The following is an 18,228-nucleotide window of genomic DNA, read 5'->3' on the forward strand; positions in this document are numbered from 1 at the left end:
AAGCCTACGGCTCCGCCTTGTACCGCTTGGTATCCGCCAACAATGTCGGACGCCGCAGCACGATGATGCCGACACCGGCCAGGGTCATCAGGCCGCCGACGATCATATTGTAGGTCATCGGTTCGCCCAGGAACATGACGCCAGCGGCCACCCCGAAAGTCGGGCCAAGCAAGGTGAACGGCATCAAAAGACTGATCTGGTACTTCTTCATCAGCCAGAACCAGAAGCCATAGCCGAACAGGGTCACCAGGGCCGACTGATAGAAAAGCGCCGCCCCGCCAATGACAGGCGCCGCCAGATAGGCATCAACCTGGCCTTCCTCGAACAACAGAGACCAGACCGCCAGCATCGGAAACGCAAACAGTGCCATCCAACCGTTCAGCGCCAACCCGTCAACGCCGGTCATCGCCTTGACCTGGATATTCCCGACCGCCCAGACGAGCGCGGCGAAAATCACCATGCCGATCCAAAGAATGTCGCCTTCAAATCGCGGTTCGCCGGCAATAACCGCCGCGCCCACAAAGGCGAGCCCAATGCCGAGCCAACGCCGCCAGCCCGGATAATCCTTGAAGATGACAGCTGCCAGAATTGTTGAGAACGGCACACCCACTTGCGTCAGAAGCGCGACGGTCGATGCATCGACGTAACGCAGACCGGTCATGATGAAACCGAAATGCAGTCCGCCCATCAGGAACCCGTAAATGAAAATCTGCTTCAAATGCGCGCGCGGAACCTTGATGAAGGGGACGAGCACCAGCGCAACGACAGCGTAGCGCAACGCCAGCAGACTGAACGGCGGCACGTACTCGATAGCGGTTTTCATAACCGCGAAATTGCCGCCCCAGACCATCATGATCAGGACGGAGATGAGAAGATGCAGAGGGCTCAGGTCAGCCCCCGTTCCCGTTTGATCTTGTCAAACGCAGCGTTGATCGCCGCCAGCTTCTTGTTCGCAACTTCAACGAATTCTTCCGGCAGACCTTGTGCGATCAGTTTATCCGGATGGTGTTCGATGACGAGCTTTCGATGAGCCGCCTTGATTTCGGCGTCGGTCGCGGACCGCGCCACGCCCAGAATCTTGTACGGATCTTCGGTTTCCGCGTCGCCCATGGCAATGGCTGTTACGCGTTCGACCGTCGCCTGATCGAAACCGAATATCTCCGATACGCCGCGCAGGAACTGAAGTTCGCCTGGATGAATATGGCCGTCCGCCTTGGCGATATAGGCGAGACACCAGAGCAATTCCTCCAGGACGGCACGATCGTTCTTGAACATGCCGGCGACCTGCCGGGCATAGGGTTCATATCCGGCAGAATCCCGACGGGCCTGATTGAAGATCCGTGAGACGTTCTTCATCTCGTCGGGCGGAACACGAAACACTTCCTTGAATGCCGAGACTTCGTCCGGGGTCACATGCCCGTCCGCCTTAGCCATTTTGGCGCCGAGCACGATGACGGCAATCGTGAACGTGACGGACTTCTGACTGTCGCGTCCGCCTTCCGCATCCGTTTTCAGCCGGTCCACGAAATGGCCGCCGACCGCCCCGATCAGCGCACCCAAAGGCCCGCCAACCGCGAAGCCGGCTGCTCCGCCCAGAATTTTACCCCATATACTCATATTTTAGAGACCGTATGCCCCGCCATTCGGCAACGCCGTATGCGATCAATCGACGGCTGCCTTGGATAGATGCATGACTAGCAGAAAATCGTTATTCGTTCATACCCCGTGACGCCGCCGGTTCCAACCACTTGAATAGCCGCGACGGGGAAACTGTTTGCTTCTCGGGGTGGTTAACTGCCTGCGTGGCTTTCGATTCGGCGGATTGGGTCCGGCGACGGACCGACACGCCCGATGCCCGGCAGTTTCAGGTTCAAGTCATTTGGATCGACGCCGAAAGTCAGTCCGGCGAGATTTATTTCCATCCCTTCCTCCAACGCGACGGTCAGGCCGACCAAGCCGAACAGAGATGCCTGATACCCCGTCCCGCTGACAGCAGGTTCGAAGAAGCTGTCATGACCAAGATAGTCCTTCCCGATTGCGGTCGGCGGAAGATCCAACCGCAGTTCCGGCACATGGCGCGCCACCCAGCTGGTGAACGTGTTCGAATTCGGGCCGGGCCAAAGACCGTACTCACCCGCATAGGGGTAACGGCGCGCCGCCGTATCGATCCGCCCGATGATCTCGTCCACCCCGTCTCCCTCCAGCTGCACGAGGAGTTCAGGCTCCGCACCGAACCAGCGCCGGTCCGGCCGGTCGTGCGTGATGACAAGACCGTTGCCGGAATAGCGCGTCCGCCAGCCAAGGATGTGATAGACCGTATACTGCGAGGCTTCGGTCGGTTTCACGGCGATCCAGGTGTGAACGCCGAAAGCACCCCGCCAACTGAAGGCGCGCGCTGCGTAGACCTGCACAATCGCTTGTTTGTTCTCAATCGGGTCGGGCGCAAGATTTGCCGGCGCCCGGCTGGCGGTTCGCCAATCGCTCCCGACGACGTCACCGGTCAGGAACATTGCTCCCGGTCCCATCAATAGGATGACCAAAGCGATGCAAAGCCTGCCGAACCATCGAAAAAAATGTCGTGCGGATGTTCTGATCATGCCTGCATTGTGGAGAGAGATTGCGGCAATTTCATGGCCATAACCATCCCATCTAGTGCGATTTCGTCCTGCGAACAGTGTTTTTCCAGGATGCGACGCCGGACGCGGCGAACAGCCCATGCCGACAGTTGATCATCATGCCGCATCGGACTAGAGCATATTGGCGAGAACGCTTGCCCCCGCCACGCAGTGCGGAAGACGAGAAGGTCAGACTATCATGCCGTCGGATGACGCCCCTAACAGCCTGCCGACCGCCCCGTCAAAGCCGGCAGGTCCGCATTTTTTCGTTATTGGCAACGAGAAGGGCGGCACCGGCAAATCGACGACAACAATGCATCTTATCGCCGGCTTTCTGGCCAGCGGCGTCCGCGTCGGTAGCATGGACCTGGATTCCCGCCAGGGCACTTTGACCCGCTATATCGAGAACAGGCGCGATTTCGCCGACAAGCACGGCATCAGCCTGGCGATGCCGGAGCATCACGCGGTTCTGGAAAGCCGGGAGAACATCAAGGCTGACGCCGAAGCGGAAGAGGCAACCACGTTTCACCGCACGGTTCAGGAATTGAGCGACTGCGACGTCATCATCATCGACACACCGGGTCGGGATTCATATCTGAGCCGCCTCGGCCATGCGCAGGCGGATACGCTTATCACACCGATCAATGACAGTTTCGTGGATCTGGACGTGCTCGCCATCGTGGACCCGGACACCTACCGCGTCCGCCGGCCCAGCAAATACGCCGAAGCGGTCTTTCAGGAAAAGATGTCCAGGGCGCGGCGCCTGGGCGCGAACCGCACTTTCGACTGGATCGTCATCAGGAACCGCTTAAGCCAACTCGACTCGCGCAACCGGCAGGCGATGGATCAGGCGCTCGAGGAACTCTCGAGAAGAATAGGGTTTCGGGTAGCCGCCGGTTTCTCAGAACGCGTCGTCTTCCGGGAAATGTTCCTGGAAGGTCTGACCCTCTTGGATTTGAAGACCGCCGGCAGTGCCCGGATGAGCATGTCTCATGTCGCCGCACGGCAGGAATTGCGCGACCTGTTCACCGCCATCGGCCTGACGGACGTTAAAGTCTAAAGACAGAACCGCCGCGTCAATCGAACATCGCGTCGATATCGGCCTGCGTCAGCCCTTGATCCTCCAGTTGCGGACCGGCCAAGAGGGCGGCGTCCTCATCCACATGCTCTACTTCCGGCAGCGGCAGATGGGCAAAGGCGTCAACGCCCCAGATATCGATCATCGCCTTCACGCGTTCTTCAATGAACTTCATGGTCTTCACGACCTTGTTGATCCGTTGACCGGTGATGTCCTGGAAATTGCAGGCTTCCAGAATGGCGATCGTACGGGCTTCAATCATGTCGAAGGCGGCGCGGTGTTCTTCGTCCATGTCACCGTCGGCGCGCAGACGCTCCAGGATCTGGTTGATTTCCTCGCTTGAGCGAAGAATTTCGTCAGTCGCCCTTTCCGTCGCTTCAACGATGGCGTCCAGTTCGTTCGTCGCGGTGACGATCTTGTCTTCTTCCTCATCGGCCATCGGATGACGCAGGGAAGCCAGTTCGGCCTTGGTCTTGCCGATCTCCTTCACCAGACGCGTAATTTCGATCCGAATTTCGACATCTTCTTCATTGCCACTGCCGACCAATCCACCACCCGCTCCTGCAAGGCCGTCGATTTTTTCGTGCAGGGCTTCGACCCTTTGCAGGAGCAATCCGGCGGATGCCTCGACGCCCGAAGCGGCATCAATGCCTTTTCGACCTGCGCCGCCGGTTTTCAACAACTTTTCAATCCGAAACTCTTTTTTGGGTGTCGTCGAAACGTGCGAATTTGCACCGGCAGGCATTCCGAAACTCCTGTCAGAAATTGTTTGTTCGAACCGCATGAGGTCGTCGGATGGATTTGCCGCCGCATACCCCAGGCTGACTCTAATCCGAATTCATTTACAGAATGTGAATCCGGACACTCCCTCGCTAACCGGATTGATTTGGAAAACGTTGGGCCGGCCGAAAACCCGGCCGGCCCGCACTGCAGTGACACCAAAGCTCAGGCAGCTTCCGATCGTCGCTGTTCGATGACATCATCCGACAAGCGTCCGCTCAACTCAGCCAGATGGTCGAATTCCCAGGTGTAATCCGCCACCCCCAGGCTAAGGGAACGCAATTCGAAGATCAGATCTCCGAGTTCCGATTGCGGCATCTGCGCTTTCAACTCATCCCATCCTGCCCAGCCGGCACGCGAATCAAATCCGAGTATCTGGCCGCGCCGTTTCGTTACCACGGCTTGCGCGCGCGACGTAAACTCGCTGGGCACGGCAATCGTGACGGCTGCAACCGGCTCCAAGAGCACCGGCGAGCATTGCGGCAGCGCCTCTTTCATCGCCAGGATACCGGCCCGTTTGAACGCCATTTCCGAACTGTCGACGGAATGATGCTTACCGTCGAAAAGGCGAACCGCAACATCCACGACCCTGAAACCCAGCGGCCCCTCGGTCATGTATTCCCGCACACCGGCCTCCACAGCCGGGATATATTGGCGGGGCACGACTCCGCCGGTGATTTGATCGATGAATTCGAAACCGGCTCCGCGCGGCAGCGGCTTAACCTCCACCGTGACATCGCCGAATTCACCATGCCCGCCGCTCTGCTTCTTGTGCCTTGCATGCTGTTCAATGGATTTCCGGATCGTCTCCTTATACGGCGTTTTTGCCGGTGCGGCCTCGACCCCGACATGATATCGGGACTGCAGCCGGTCGATCGCCAAACGCAGATGCGCTTCGCCGCGGCCGTGCAGCAGAGTCTCATGGGTGTCGGGATCCTGACCGAAGGATAGAGAGCAATCCTCTTCCACCAATTTGGCGAGACCGCTGGAGAGTTTCACCTCGTCCTCCCGCTTCGGGGCGACGATCGCCTGCGAATAGACGGGTGGCAATGTCGCCGGCCAGAGCGGGTCCTGCGCCACGCCCTCTGCCGTCAAGACCTGTCCCGTCACCAAGTCGTCCTGTCGTCCGATCGCGACGATGTCGCCCGCTTCGGCAGCAGATACCTTATCGAGGGTCAATCCGACCGCACGCGACATATTGCCGACCTGGAACGCGCCCAGCTTGTCTCCATCCTTGAGGCTGCCGCGCCATACCCGGGCCATGGAGACCTTGCCGACATGCGGCAGAAAAAAGGTCTTGAACACCTGCGCGACCGTTCCCGAATCCGGCAACGCCCCCAAGGCGGCAAGCCGTTCATAACCGCGGGAGACCGCCGGCACTTCATGGCGTAGGGCCTTCAACAGGCGGCGCACCCCGTTCTCCGTCTCGGCCGCGCCCAGGAATACCGGTACGATCAGATCCTGTTCCAGATCCTTCGCCAGTTGTTCGTAAATATCGGCCTTGTCGATATCGACCTCTTCGAGCAGGCGTTCCAATAGGCCGTCGTCAAAATCGGCCAAGGTTTCCAGCAGTTCCTGACGCGCCTCTTCCTCCCGCTCCTGAACCTCTGCTGGAATGTCGGTCCGATCCGATTCCGCATCGGTCTTGTAGTGGTAGGCGCGTTCGGACGTCAGATCGACATATCCGGTCACCGCCTCACCGTCCCGGATGGGCACGTGCCGCAAAACGAGCTTTTTGTTCGAATAGACCTGGATCGCTTCCATCAGGTCTCGAACCCGGACATGCATATGATCCATCTTGTTGATGAAGATCATGTGGGGGATGTCCCGTTCCTCGAGAAATTTCAGGTAGGGCGACAGCATCACGGCCTTCTGGATATCCGGCTCGCAGACCAGGATCACGACATCCGAGGCGGCCATTCCGGCCATGGCGTCCTGCATGAACTCGATCGATCCGGGCGTATCGATGAAGAACCAGTCCTGACCAAGATAGGATCCGGCCGCGGTCGTCAACTCGACCGTCATCTGTTTGTCGCGCGCTTCCGCCGAGGCATCCCCAATCGTCGACCCATCCTTTACGGATCCTTTCCGATGCGTCGAGCCGCTCGCGAACAGAAGCGCTTCCATGAGACTGGTTTTTCCGGATTGGTACGGTCCCGCGAGGGCGGCGCACCGCGCGCTGGTCACCGCAGGACCAGTCTTGGTATCAGCCATTTCAATCTCCCTGTGCTTATCTGTCCCGCCGCGTTGGTGCGGCAGGCTCGCACGGCCCTCGAAATGGCGCTCGGCCTCTGTCGGGATTGATCGGAGGCCTTTCAAACCCCAACCCGAGGACCGTTACACCGACATTGTCTCCGACAATCGGCATTTTGTGAAGGAAAAGCGATTCGCGGGCACACGGCGGGGACGGTTCAACGCTCTCCGATCAGAGGAAATATCGAAATCCGCTCCAACCCTCCCTATAATATTAAGTATGGCAAAGAGACCGATAAACGATACCGACAAGGCATTGCAGCAGGACCGCAGCACGGCGGTACCGAGCAGCAGCAAGTCCGAGATCGACGCCTTCCTGGCGAAGGTCAAGTCAGCGCCACCGTCGGCAAGGACGGCCGGCAAGCGTGGCCGGCTGATCTTCGGGATGGACGCCACGGCAAGCCGTCAGCCGAGTTGGGATCGGGCCTGCCAAATCCAGGGCGAGATGTTTGCCGCCACAGCCGAACTCGGCGGGTTGGACGTTCAGTTGGTGTTTTTTCGGGGATTCGGCGAATGCAAGGCCAGCAAATGGGCTTCGGACGGTCGGGCGCTCGCACGATTGATGAGTAGCGTCATGTGCCGCGCCGGCCGGACCCAGGTCGGGCGCGTTCTATCCCATGCCGTTGCCGAGGCCTCGAAAGACAAGGTCGGTGCCCTTGTCTATGTCGGCGATTGTTTCGAGGAGGACATCGACGCCGTATGCCATACCGCCGGTGAATTGGGGCTGCTGGGTGTGCCCGCCTTCATGTTCCACGAAGGAAGCGACCCCGTCGCGTCGCGGGCCTTCCGGGAGATCGCCAGATTGACGGGCGGCGCGTATTGTCCTTTCGACACCGGCAGCGCCAGGCAATTGCGCGAATTGCTTTCCGCCGTCGCGGTTTATGCCGCGGGCGGTCGGGCCGCCCTGCTGGAACACGGGAAACGACATGGCGGCATGGCCCTGCAATTGACCCATAATATGACGGGCAAGTAACCGGTAATGGCGTATTTGCTGCTCGGTGTCGGACTGTTCCTGCTGATTTTCGTGGGGCTGAATTGGGCGGCGAATGCGCCTCCCCGGGCCATTCTGAACAGCGGCAAGTGGGTGCTGGGCCTCCTGGCCCTGATCATCGCGGTCGGATTGATCGCAACGGGACGGTTCGGCCTGCTTTGGTTCGTGGCGATCGGCGCTCTGCCTTGGATATCGCGGTTCCTGAACCTCCGACGCGTCTGGAAGACCATGCAGGGGCCCAGGCCGGGCGCGACCAGTACGGTCCGTTCGCGTTTTTTCGCGATGACCCTCGACCACGAAACGGGAGACATGGACGGCCAGATCCTGGAGGGCTCCCATGAAGGCCTCAATCTGTCTCAACTCAGTCTTACCGAACTGGTTTCCCTCTATAGCGAGATCCAACCGGCCGATCGGCAATCCGCCGACTTGCTTGAAGCCTATATCGACCGGGCGCATGGAACCGAGTGGCGGGAAGCCGATCAGGAGGATGAGGCCCGCGACGCAGGGTCGAGCAGTGCTTCGGGCGGCATGTCGAGGTCGGAAGCGCTCGCGGTGCTCGGCCTTCAGGAAGGTTGCACGGCGGATGAAATCCGCGACGCCCATCGGCGGATGATGAAATCCGCCCACCCGGATGCGGGCGGATCCGATTACTTGGCCGCCAAGGTGAACGAGGCGAAGGACGTCTTGCTGGGAAATGCAAGAACGTGACGCCGGCAGCCAAATCAAAGCGGCACCAAGGGCCTTATAGTCACCGAACGAAGCTGCTGTTACGATCTTTATAATGAAAGACGCCTCCACCCGACAGAAAACGGCGGAGCAAAGCGCGAGAGGGCCAGGGAGAAATGCCGAAGGATTTTGTCGTGACGTTCGTCGCCAGGGACCGTCCCGGTCTGGTCGATATCATGTCCGAGGTGATCACCGATCATGGCGGCAACTGGCTGGAAAGCCGGATGGCCCATTTGGCGGAAAAATTCGCCGGCATCGTCCGCGTCCAAGCGCCCGATGACCAGGCGGAGGCCATGGCCGATGCCTTGGCGGCCCTGTCGGATCACGGTTTCCGAGTGACGGTCGAAGAGGCCCGCACGGCGGAACCTTTCGCCAGCGGCGCAGTGCTTACCATGGAGATTCTGGGTCCCGACCAGCCAGGGATCGTGCATGAGATTTCTCATTGTCTGGCCCAGTACAAGGTCAGCGTGGAAGAGTTGGAGACGTCACTCGAAGACGCCCCCTTTGCCGGCGGCAAGCTATTCCGGGCCAACCTCACCCTGCAGTTGCCGACAGGCTTGTCGGAGGAGACTTTGGCAGATGCGCTCGAGGAAATTGGCTCAGCGGTGATGGTTGACGTTACCTTCGGCGAGGCTAATTGACGGAAGGCAACCGCCGACGGAGACACCATTGCGAAGGATACGATTGGGCACGGTGTGCCTGCTGCTGACCGGCCTGCTTGGATTTGGCGTCGGGCAAGGCGCCGTCGCGCAAACCTCAGAAACTCAAGCCTTCCAGAGCGATGACTATCCGCTGAACGTCATCACCGTCGCCACCGGCCTTCGCCACCCCTGGGGCATGGCCTTTCTGCCGGACGGCCGCATGATCGTCACCGAACGTGAAGGCGACATCCGGATCGTCACGTCTCAAGGTGAGATATCCAGCCCGCTCAAGGGATTGCCGAAAGCCTACATACGCGGCCAGGGCGGTGTGCTTGATGTGGCGCTCGATCCGCGTTTCCCCGAAAACGATTTGATTTACGTTTCCTTCTCGGAACCGGGTTCGGGCGGCGCAGGCACCGCCGTGTTTCGGGCGCGGCTGGATTTGCGCGAAGGCAGCCTGAAGGACGGCAGGATCATCTTTCGTCAGGAGCCGAAATCCGCCGGCGGCCGCCATTTCGGTTCACGTCTCGTCTTCGCCCCGGATGGCACGCTTTTCATCACGATTGGGGATCGCGGCGAACGAGACCGCACCCAGGACCTCACGATCAATCGCGGGCAGGTCATCAGAATCAATTCCGATGGCTCGATTCCGTCCGACAATCCATTCGTCGGCGTGGCCGGAAAACGTCCCGAAGTCTGGTCCTATGGTCATCGCAACGCGCAGGGCGCGGCTCTACATCCGACGACAATGCGTCTTTGGACCGTCGAACATGGCGCACGCGGTGGGGATGAGATCAACCTGCCTGAAGCCGGAATGAACTATGGCTGGCCCGTGATTTCCTATGGCCGGCATTACTCCGGCGGGAAAATCGGGGAAGGCACGCGCAAACCCGGTTATGAACAGCCGCTGTATTATTGGGATCCGTCGATTGCGCCATCAGGAATGACTTTCTACACCGGCGAGGCCTTTGCCCGATGGCAGGGCGATCTTTTCGTCGGTTCCTTGAAATTCGGCCAGCTCATCCGCCTTGAGCTGGACGGAACACGGATCCTCGCAGAGGAGCGCCTGCTGACTGGCCTGGACGACCGAATTCGCGACGTTCGCCAGGCCCCGGACGGCCTGATCTATCTCCTCACCGATGACTATGACGGCAGGATTCTACGAATCGCCCCGCGCTAGTCCGCCTGGGTCACACCGGCTTTCCGAAGTTCCGGCCCAAGGCGGCCGGCCAGCCACAAAAAGAACATCCGGAAATCGCTGATCAGCGACCAGACCGGATAGGTGAATGTAGCGGGACGATTCTTCTCGACAAGCAGATGGGCGAGCCATGCGAAGGCGTAACCGGACACCACGGCCGGCAGAATAAGCCAGGCATTTCCCGTCAAACCGGCAGCGGCCAGGAGGGCGAGGCCGCATGCGGTGCCGATAAAGTGTATCGACCGGGTTGCGGGACGCGCATGTTCCCGCAGGTAGTATGGCCAGAAATCACGGTAGTGCCGAAGTTTCTCCGCCATTGGCGGCCCCTCCTCCGATTCGCCGAATCGCCTGGTGAAGTCGCTCCGCCTAACCGTTCGGCAGCACCAGGACCTTGCCGTCCCGTCCCTCGCGGCAGGCGTGCGCGACAGCATCCTGGACCTGCTCGATCGGATAAGCCGCCTCGACCGGAACCGATATGGTTCCATCCTCAACCAGCGGCGCCAGTTGAGCATACAAGGCGTCCTTGCCGGCCTTGTTCATGCCGCCCAGAACCTTGGCCAACCAAAACCCCGTCAGCGACTTGGATTGGAATACGGTCTGGTCGGTGGTCATCATGCAGGGCTTTCCGGAGAGCATGCCGTAATTGACCACGGTTCCTCCGTCCGCCAGACAGGCTGCCAGTCGAATGACTGCTTCCCCGGCCACAGCATCGATTCCCAGTTTGATCGGCGCGCCGCCCGTGGCCTCGGCGACGCGAGACGCCACGTCGTCCCCGTCAACCACGGCGATATCGCCGCCGATCGACCGGCAATACGCGGCGGCTTCCTCACGCCGGACGATATTGACGGTTTTCAATCCCCGCTGCCTGGCGATCCTGATCAGCGACGTTCCAACCGCAGAATTGGCGGAATTTTGTGCCACCCAATCACCGGGAGAAAGATCGACATATGTGGTCAGCATCAGGAAAGCCGTCGCCGGGTTCACCTTCAGCATCGATGCCTGTCTCAGGTCTATTCCGGCAGGCAGCTTGATGACCTCTTCTGCGGAAACGAGCACCTGTTGCGCCCAGTTCGCGCGCGGCACGATCATAACCTTGTCACCGGATACCAGGCCCGATACGCCGGCGCCGACCGACGCGACGACCCCTGCCCCCTCAATCCCCAAAGGCGCGGGCAGTTCCGGGGTCGATGCATATTCCCCCTTCATGATTAGCACTTCGGCCGGATTGATCGGCGCCGCCGCAACATCCACCAGGACCTGGCCCGCGCCCGGCTCCCCCAGTCCGGGAACGTCCTCGCACCGCACCGAACTTGCGGGATCTCCAATGGCGATCAACTTGGCCTGTTTCATGTCATCTCCCTCGACAATTGTTGTATTCCTGGCCTCAACACGGCCCGGATCGGTCAAAAACTTTAGCGGATTACGGGTCCGACCGGCCTTCTATTTTTCTAAGGATAGAGCCGGAGATCATCATATCAAGCGGCTGATTCCAAAGGATAAGTATCCGGTCACCAAATGCCTGTCGATCGTCGCCCCAAACCCATGCTCCCACTAAAGCACGCCAAACCGATAAAAGGTAATACCAATTTTTTCTGGCGTTTGTCGGGCGCCTTACGCAATATTGCGTCGGTGGAACGGGCATACCGTTTAATGTTCTTGCATCAGTCCTAACGGACTGTAAGGATTTGATCGGTGCCGTCATAAGCCTCCGTCAGAAGAGGTCGGGTTCCTCATTCATATCGCCGCGGTATTGAGCATCGCCGCGGCATTCATCAAGAAAGCCGGTGTCCACAAAAGTGGGGGCCGGCCCGGAACTGGGAGGTTACGGATGAAGTTTTCCAATCTTTTGAAGTCTGCGGCTTTGGCCGGCATTGTCGGGGCCGTGTCGTTGACGACGGCAGCCGATCCGGTAGAAGCGAAAACCCGCTGGAAGATGCATGCGGCTTTCGCCTCGACGGTTGCCGTTATCGGCCCGCCGCCGCGTCGTGTCGCTGCGGCGATTGACGCCATGTCCGACGGCGACTTTGCCATCAAGGTAGAAGAGCCGGGCGCACTTGTCGGCGGTTACGCGTATTTCGACCCGGTATCGCAAGGCGCATTCGCCGCTGCGTTCGGTACGCCGGGCGCCAACCAGGGCAAGAACTCGGCCTACGCGTTCATTTCGACCTGGCCGTTCGGCCCGGCCGCGCCGGAATTCGTCGCCTGGTTCATGCATGGCGGCGGCACTGAACTCGCTGAAGAGCTGTATGCCCGCGACAACATCCAGTACATCCTTTGCGGCATGATCCCCCCGGAAACCTCCGGTTGGTTCCGTGAGCCGATCAACAGCCTCGACCAGCTGAAGGGCCTGAAAATGCGCTTCTTCGGCATCGGCGCGAAGGTCATGCAGAAATTCGGCGTGTCCACGCAGCAGCTGGCTGCAGCGGACATCTATCCGGCCCTGGAGCGCGGTACGATCGACGCTACGGAATTCTCCATGCCGGCGATCGATAAGACGCTGGGGCTGAACCAGATCGCAAAGCACAACTACTTCCCGGGCTGGCACCAGCAGTCGACTTCCAACGAAATCCTGGTCAACATGGATAAATGGAACGACCTGAGCGACGCCCAACGCGCGATGATGCGGACGGCTTGCACGGCGCAGGTCGCAGAAATGATCGCCGATGGTGAAGCGTCCCAGTTCGAAGCCATGCAGGCGAACGTCGCTTCCGGCGTGACCAACCACCGTTGGCCGCAGGAAATTCTCGATCAGTTCGAAGCGGCGTGGAAAGAAGTCCTGGCTGAGGAACTGGCGGCGAACGCAGACTCCAAGAAGATCTGGGATTCGATCACGACCTTCCGTGAGAACTACAAGATCTGGAAGGATATGGGCTATCTCTAAGATTGCCCTTTTTACCTAGGAACGAGGGGTCGGTCGGCAAACCCGATCGGCCCCCGTTTCTTATCAACGCTTCCAACGGTTAAGGTCCGCGGCCTCCGGGTAGGGCCGAACAGCTACAAAACGCGCGCATCCGCCGAACCGCCAAATTTGTTCGAGTGTGGCCGCGCGAAGGTGAAAGATACGGAACGTCATGAGCAGTCTTCTCAAGATGGCCAACCTTCTCGACTTACTACCGATGAGATTAGGTAAGGCTGGCGGTTGGCTCATTCTGCCGCTAATCGTCATCATCATGTTCGACGTCATTGCACGGAAGATCGACTTCCTGCGGATCGGCATGTCGGAACTCAGCTGGTACTGGTTGATCGAACCGATCAAACTTCAAGACATGCAATGGCACCTGCACGGTGTCTTGCTGCTGTTGTCCTTCGGTTTCGGATACCTGATGAACGCCCACGTTCGCGTGGACATTTTCAGGGAGAAACTGACGGCACGGAGCCAGGCCAAGGTCGAACTCTTCGGATTGCTAATCTACGCCATCCCCTACCTGGCAGTGGTTCTCTATTATTCCATTGTCTTCGTGTACGCATCCTATTCGCAGGGCGAAGGGTCTGAGTCGCTGACAGGCATCCCGCATCGCTTCATCGTAAAATCCTTCATGATTTTCGGTTTCATATTGGCGTCCATCGCGGTTCTTACCACGATCATGCGCCTTTGCGCGTATTTATGGGGTGGACCGGAAGCACACCGACAAGCACGGGACGACTTGCAGATATTTGCGATCGACGACGACCACGAAGGCCATCAGGGGCATTCGTTGACCGAAGAAACGACGCATTCCAAGCCGTTCGCATAGGGGACACCCATGGAGTTTATTCACGCTATTTTGGAGCATTTCGAGGAGTTCCTCGGTGCTTACATGTTCCTGGGGCTTGCGCTGTCGCTTTTCTCAGGACTACCGGTCGCCTTCGCCTTGGGCGGGGTGGCTTTCATCTTCGGCATCCTTGCCATCATCTTCGGCTACATGGACTTCAAAGCCTTCTTCATCATCACGACCCGTATATGGGGCGGTGACGGTGCTTCGGGGGCGGTTCAAAACCCGGTCCTTGTGGCGATCCCATGTTTCATTTTCATGGGGACGATGCTGGAACGGTCACGCGTTGCCGCAGACCTATTGCACATCCTTCAGGTTCTGTTGCGTCGAGTGCCGGGGGGCCTCGCGCTTTCCGTCACGGTGATGGGCACCATCATGGCCGCGACCACCGGGATCATCGGGGCGTCGGTCGTTATGATGACCCTGCTGGCCCTCCCGACCATGCTAAAGCAAAACTACAGCAAGTCGCTCGCGACAGGCACCATCGCCTCTTCCGCAACCCTCGGCATTCTGATCCCGCCGTCGATCATGTTGGTCATCATGGCCAGCTTGTTGTCGGTATCGGTCGGGAACCTGTTCGTTGGCGCGTTGCTGCCGGGTCTATTGTTGTCGGGATTGTACTTCGTCTACATCTCTATCCTGTCCCGCGTGAAGCCGGAAGTGGCACCGCCGCTGCCGGAAGACATGATTCAGTTGAAGCCGTCCGACATGGCGCGGGTCCGCCGGTATCTGATGATCATAACCACGGTAGTCGTGGTTGCGGTGGGGCTTTCCTACACTGGGTTGGAACAACACCTGAATATCGGTCTCACGGCCTTCCTGCTGATCTTCGCGATCTCCATGATCATGGGCCGCTCGGAAGGCGACTCGCTGTTTGGGTCGGTCCTGAAGGGCTTCATTCCGCCAATCTTCCTGGTTACGCTCGTTCTGGGATCCATCCTGGCGGGTTGGGCAACGCCGACGGAAGCGGCGGGTGTCGGGGCCTTCGGGTCGATCGTTCTGGCAGCCTTCAACGGCACATTGACCAAGGACGTCCTGACAGATGTGGTCAACCGCACCACCATGACGACGGCGATGATCTTCTTCATCTTCGTCGGTGCGACGACCTTCTCCTTCATCTTCCGTGCAGTCTACGGGGAAGACCTGATCCTGGAATTCATCGACTTCCTGGACTTCCATGATTGGGCCTTGCTGTTCCTGCTGATGTTCGTGGTCTTCCTGCTGGGCTTCTTCTTCGACTGGTTGGAAATCACCCTCATCGTGCTGCCGGTCTTCTCACCGGTTGTTCAGGCGATGGCGGGAACCTTCGCCGGACATCTGGGCATGGAAGGCGCCTTCCACTTGGATCTGAAGGAGGAGATGATCTACTGGTACGCCATCCTGGTGGCGATCAACCTGCAGACAAGCTTCCTGACACCTCCATTCGGTTTCGCGCTGTTCTATATGAAGGGCGTGGCGCCGCCTGAAGTGAAGATGCAGGACATCTATTCAGGCATCATTCCTTTCGTGATCCTGCAGCTGATCGGCTTGGCCGCGGTGGTGATTTTCCCGGAAATCGCCTTGTGGCTGCCAGGACAGCTACTCGATTAGCGGTCCTGAACCGCAAAGTGAAAGGGCCGCCTTCCGAGGCGGCCCTTTTCATTTCAGTATCATTTCCGACGCTTTGACGACCTTCGCAATTCCCGTGGCATGCAAATGGATCGCTTGTGACGGATCGCCTGGGTCAGACCGCCGTCTTGGCGGCCGCGACAGTTGGCCTTTCTTGCCAGTAGGATCCGCGCCGCCGCGTAATATGCTCTTCGATCACCGCAAGAGCCCCGGCCAGGTCGTCCGCAGCCACTGCCTCCGCAATTGCTTCGTGTTCCCGCATGGACTTTTCCATCAGTTCCGGCGCCTGACCCAATTGGGTTCGCAGGGCCGCCATCTTGGAGGCGATCCCCGCATAGGCGTCCACGAGATAGGCATTGTTCGAATTGGCGACGATTGCGTCGTGAAACCGGCCGTCCAGTGCCAAATAATCACGCGTTCTTTCCTCTTTCCGCGCGAGGCGCATGCGTGACACAATATCGGCGAGGTCGCGGGACAGCGCCTGCGGCGCTCGCGCCATCGCAGCTCGCAATGCCGCTACTTCCAGGACGGTCCGAAAATCCACCAGTGCCGCGAATTCCTCTTCGCCCGGCGTGAAGACCACGGTGCCGCGCTGCGGCTGGATTTCAACCAACCCTTCACGGCGCAATTGCTGAAAAGCTTCGCGCACCGGCGTCTTGCTAACCCCGAGCAAGGCCGCGATCCGCCCTTCGGACAGCAGTTCACCGAACGCGAATTCACCTGTGACGATGGCTTCCCGCAGGCGGCTGACTGTCATTTCCGTCAAGCTTTCCCGGCGAGGCAAAGGTTGCATGGAACGTCTCCGTCGGTTTTAGTTGACCGGAATATAACATCTAACATATCAGTTATCAAAACAATGCATCAAACCTTGGGCAGGACCGCGCCAATGCGTTATCGAGCCGTCATGATCGACGAAGGGTATGAAAGCTACGCGACCGAGAGCCGTCTACTGGCGGAAATCGGATGCGATTTCACCGAGTTGCCCTGTGCGAACGATCCAAACAGGATCGCCGAAGCGGTTGCCGACGCGGATGCCGTCCTTTTGCGCGAGGCCCCCCTGCCCCGCGCGGCCATCGAAGGAATGAGCCGTGGAAAGGTTATCGTCCGCTACGGTGCCGGGGTCGATAATATCGACCTCGTCGCTGCACGGGAGCGAGGAATCAAAGTGGCCAATGTGCCCGATTACGGAGTCGAGGAAGTAAGCGATCAAGCGCTCGCCTTGTTGATGGCCGTCGCACGCCGGATATCGACGCGTGACAGAGACCTCCGCAAGGGAGCCTGGAACGTTGCCCGTCAGGAACCGATCTACCGGCTCGCCGGGCGTCGTCTCGGGATATGCGGATATGGCCGGATCGGACGTGCTTTTCACCGAAAAGCCGCCGGCCTTGGATTCTCACGAACCATCATACACGATCCGTTTCTGACAGTTGCACCGGACGGGGCGGAACTCGTCTCCTTGGACACCTTATGCCGACAATCAGACATCCTGTCCCTGCATATGCCGTTGACGGTGGAAACCAGACATATGATCGACGCGGAAAGATTGGCAGCGATGCCGCGGGGCGCCATCCTGATCAATGTCTCCCGCGGCGGCCTCGTGGATGAGGACGCTCTTGCCGTTTCGCTAGAGAGCGGACACTTGTTCGGGGCCGGACTGGACGTTTTCGAGCAGGAGCCGCCAAACCTTTCCCATCCCCTTTTCCGTCAACCGACGCTCGTCGCAAGCGATCACACTGGTTGGTATTCGGAAGAATCCGTTGCGGACCTTCAAAGCAAGGCGGCGGAAGAAATTGTTCGCGTTCTGAATGGGGACGAACCGGAAAACTGGGTAAACCGTTGGACAGAGAGTACGACATCATGACTGACAAAAAACACGCTATCGTCACCGGCGGCACCCGAGGGATCGGTGCCGCAATCGCCCAAGGCTTCGCCAAATCCGGCTACACGGTCACGGCAACCGGACTGACGCAGGAAGAAGTCACCGCTTGCGAGACCGTGGACGGCATGAACGCCGTAACGCTCGACGTGACCAAGCAGGCGGAAATCGATGGATTGATCGGCGGCTGCGCCCGGATCGATGCCCTGGTGAATTGCGCCGGTATGATTGCCCGCGACGGCAAGGAATTCGATCCGGACACCTTCGCGACGGTGATTGATGTGAACCTGGTCGGCACGATGCGAATGTGCTCAGCCGCGCGCGACAAACTCAAGGCGTCCGGCGCGGGCGCCATCGTCAACACCGCTTCGATGCTCAGCTTTTTCGGCAGCGCCTTCGTGCCGGCCTATTCCGCCAGCAAGGGCGGCGTCGCGCAATTGACCAAGTCCCTGGCCAATGCCTGGGCGCCGGAGCGCATCCGTGTCAACGCCATCGCGCCTGGCTGGATCGCGACCGAATTGACCCGCGCCCTTGTCGAAAACGACGAACGCAGTGCCGGCCTGATGGCCCGCACCCCAATGGGCCGTTGGGGCACCCCGGAGGACCTGGTCGGGACGGTGAAGTTCCTGTGTTCCGAAGAGGCCGGTTTCGTGACCGGTGCGGTCATCCCCGTAGACGGTGGTTACCTGTCTGCATAATGATTACGAAAA

18 protein-coding genes are annotated in these 18,228 nt (G+C 59.3%); 10 read left to right on the forward strand and 8 right to left on the reverse strand.

The genetic code is table 11. The features are described from left to right. Positions 1 to 4: 4 nt before the first annotated feature. From ACQK2G_RS13880 to ACQK2G_RS13890, 3 genes are all read right to left on the reverse strand, one after another. A complete protein-coding gene (locus ACQK2G_RS13880) occupies positions 5 to 889 on the reverse strand; it encodes a DMT family transporter (protein ID WP_425407644.1) in 885 nt (294 codons plus the stop codon). Further along, positions 886 to 1,617 (reverse strand): TerB family tellurite resistance protein, encoded by a 732-nt coding sequence (locus ACQK2G_RS13885; RefSeq protein ID WP_425405633.1) that lies wholly within the window; start codon positions 1,615 to 1,617, stop codon positions 886 to 888. The genes ACQK2G_RS13880 and ACQK2G_RS13885 overlap by 4 nt, the downstream gene beginning before the upstream one ends. A 173-nt stretch (positions 1,618 to 1,790) precedes the next feature. Further along, positions 1,791 to 2,510, reverse strand: a complete 720-nt coding sequence (locus ACQK2G_RS13890; protein ID WP_425405634.1) for a DUF3750 domain-containing protein — start codon at positions 2,508 to 2,510, stop codon at positions 1,791 to 1,793. Between the two features lie 304 nt (positions 2,511 to 2,814). Between ACQK2G_RS13890 and ACQK2G_RS13895 the strand changes: the two genes are divergently transcribed. Beyond that, positions 2,815 to 3,675, forward strand: coding sequence for a division plane positioning ATPase MipZ (locus ACQK2G_RS13895; protein WP_425405635.1), 861 nt, complete (start codon positions 2,815 to 2,817; stop codon positions 3,673 to 3,675). Between the two features lie 16 nt (positions 3,676 to 3,691). Here the strand turns inward: ACQK2G_RS13895 and ACQK2G_RS13900 are convergent, their stop codons facing one another. Both ACQK2G_RS13900 and ACQK2G_RS13905 read right to left on the reverse strand, forming a co-directional pair. Then, entirely contained in the window at positions 3,692 to 4,375 is a 684-nt protein-coding gene (locus tag ACQK2G_RS13900; protein ID WP_425405636.1) for a hypothetical protein, read from the reverse strand. Between the two features lie 263 nt (positions 4,376 to 4,638). Continuing rightward, complete coding sequence (locus tag ACQK2G_RS13905; RefSeq protein WP_425405637.1) at positions 4,639 to 6,687, reverse strand: elongation factor G; 2,049 nt, start codon at positions 6,685 to 6,687, stop codon at positions 4,639 to 4,641. 259 nt (positions 6,688 to 6,946) lie between these two features. Here ACQK2G_RS13905 and ACQK2G_RS13910 point away from each other — a divergent pair, with 259 nt between their 5' ends. From ACQK2G_RS13910 to ACQK2G_RS13925, 4 genes are all read left to right on the forward strand, one after another. After that, the gene (locus tag ACQK2G_RS13910) at positions 6,947 to 7,699 is read left to right on the forward strand and encodes a VWA domain-containing protein (protein WP_425405638.1); all 753 of its coding nucleotides are present in this window, start codon (positions 6,947 to 6,949) and stop codon (positions 7,697 to 7,699) included. A gap of 6 nt (positions 7,700 to 7,705) precedes the next feature. Beyond that, positions 7,706 to 8,425, forward strand: a complete 720-nt coding sequence (locus ACQK2G_RS13915; protein WP_425405639.1) for a hypothetical protein — start codon at positions 7,706 to 7,708, stop codon at positions 8,423 to 8,425. A gap of 134 nt (positions 8,426 to 8,559) precedes the next feature. Further along, positions 8,560 to 9,084, forward strand: coding sequence for a glycine cleavage system protein R (locus tag ACQK2G_RS13920; RefSeq protein WP_425405640.1), 525 nt, complete (start codon positions 8,560 to 8,562; stop codon positions 9,082 to 9,084). Positions 9,085 to 9,112: 28 nt separating this feature from the next. Next, a complete protein-coding gene (locus ACQK2G_RS13925) occupies positions 9,113 to 10,264 on the forward strand; it encodes a PQQ-dependent sugar dehydrogenase (protein WP_425405641.1) in 1,152 nt (383 codons plus the stop codon). Here ACQK2G_RS13925 and ACQK2G_RS13930 read toward each other — a convergent pair. Both ACQK2G_RS13930 and ACQK2G_RS13935 read right to left on the reverse strand, forming a co-directional pair. Next, a complete protein-coding gene (locus ACQK2G_RS13930; RefSeq protein ID WP_425405642.1) occupies positions 10,261 to 10,599 on the reverse strand; it encodes an Mpo1-like protein in 339 nt (112 codons plus the stop codon). The genes ACQK2G_RS13925 and ACQK2G_RS13930 overlap by 4 nt on opposite strands. Before the next feature lie 49 nt (positions 10,600 to 10,648). After that, positions 10,649 to 11,632 carry a zinc-dependent alcohol dehydrogenase family protein gene (locus tag ACQK2G_RS13935; protein ID WP_425405643.1) on the reverse strand — a complete coding sequence of 328 codons (984 nt, stop codon included), beginning with the start codon at positions 11,630 to 11,632 and terminating at the stop codon, positions 10,649 to 10,651. 478 nt (positions 11,633 to 12,110) lie between these two features. On the opposite strand from ACQK2G_RS13935, the gene ACQK2G_RS13940 reads away from it, so the two are divergent. The 3 genes from ACQK2G_RS13940 (at position 12,111) to ACQK2G_RS13950 (ending at position 15,624) form a co-directional block, all read left to right on the forward strand. Next, positions 12,111 to 13,163, forward strand: a complete 1,053-nt coding sequence (locus tag ACQK2G_RS13940) for a TRAP transporter substrate-binding protein (RefSeq protein WP_425405644.1) — start codon at positions 12,111 to 12,113, stop codon at positions 13,161 to 13,163. 190 nt (positions 13,164 to 13,353) lie between these two features. Further along, positions 13,354 to 14,016, forward strand: coding sequence for a TRAP transporter small permease subunit (locus ACQK2G_RS13945; protein WP_425405645.1), 663 nt, complete (start codon positions 13,354 to 13,356; stop codon positions 14,014 to 14,016). 9 nt (positions 14,017 to 14,025) lie between these two features. Further along, entirely contained in the window at positions 14,026 to 15,624 is a 1,599-nt protein-coding gene (locus tag ACQK2G_RS13950; RefSeq protein ID WP_425405646.1) for a TRAP transporter large permease, read from the forward strand. A gap of 133 nt (positions 15,625 to 15,757) precedes the next feature. Here the strand turns inward: ACQK2G_RS13950 and ACQK2G_RS13955 are convergent, their stop codons facing one another. Next, complete coding sequence (locus ACQK2G_RS13955; RefSeq protein ID WP_425405647.1) at positions 15,758 to 16,435, reverse strand: GntR family transcriptional regulator; 678 nt, start codon at positions 16,433 to 16,435, stop codon at positions 15,758 to 15,760. A gap of 93 nt (positions 16,436 to 16,528) precedes the next feature. Between ACQK2G_RS13955 and ACQK2G_RS13960 the strand changes: the two genes are divergently transcribed. Next, on the forward strand, positions 16,529 to 17,503 hold the full coding sequence (locus ACQK2G_RS13960; RefSeq protein WP_425405648.1) for a C-terminal binding protein: 975 nt from the start codon (positions 16,529 to 16,531) through the stop codon (positions 17,501 to 17,503). Continuing rightward, entirely contained in the window at positions 17,500 to 18,216 is a 717-nt protein-coding gene (locus ACQK2G_RS13965) for an SDR family NAD(P)-dependent oxidoreductase (RefSeq protein WP_425405649.1), read from the forward strand. The genes ACQK2G_RS13960 and ACQK2G_RS13965 overlap by 4 nt, the downstream gene beginning before the upstream one ends. Positions 18,217 to 18,228 lie beyond the last annotated feature (12 nt).

The sequence above is a fragment of the Hwanghaeella sp. genome (assembly GCF_965227365.1).
Lineage (GTDB): Bacteria > Pseudomonadota > Alphaproteobacteria > UBA8366 > Aestuariispiraceae > Hwanghaeella.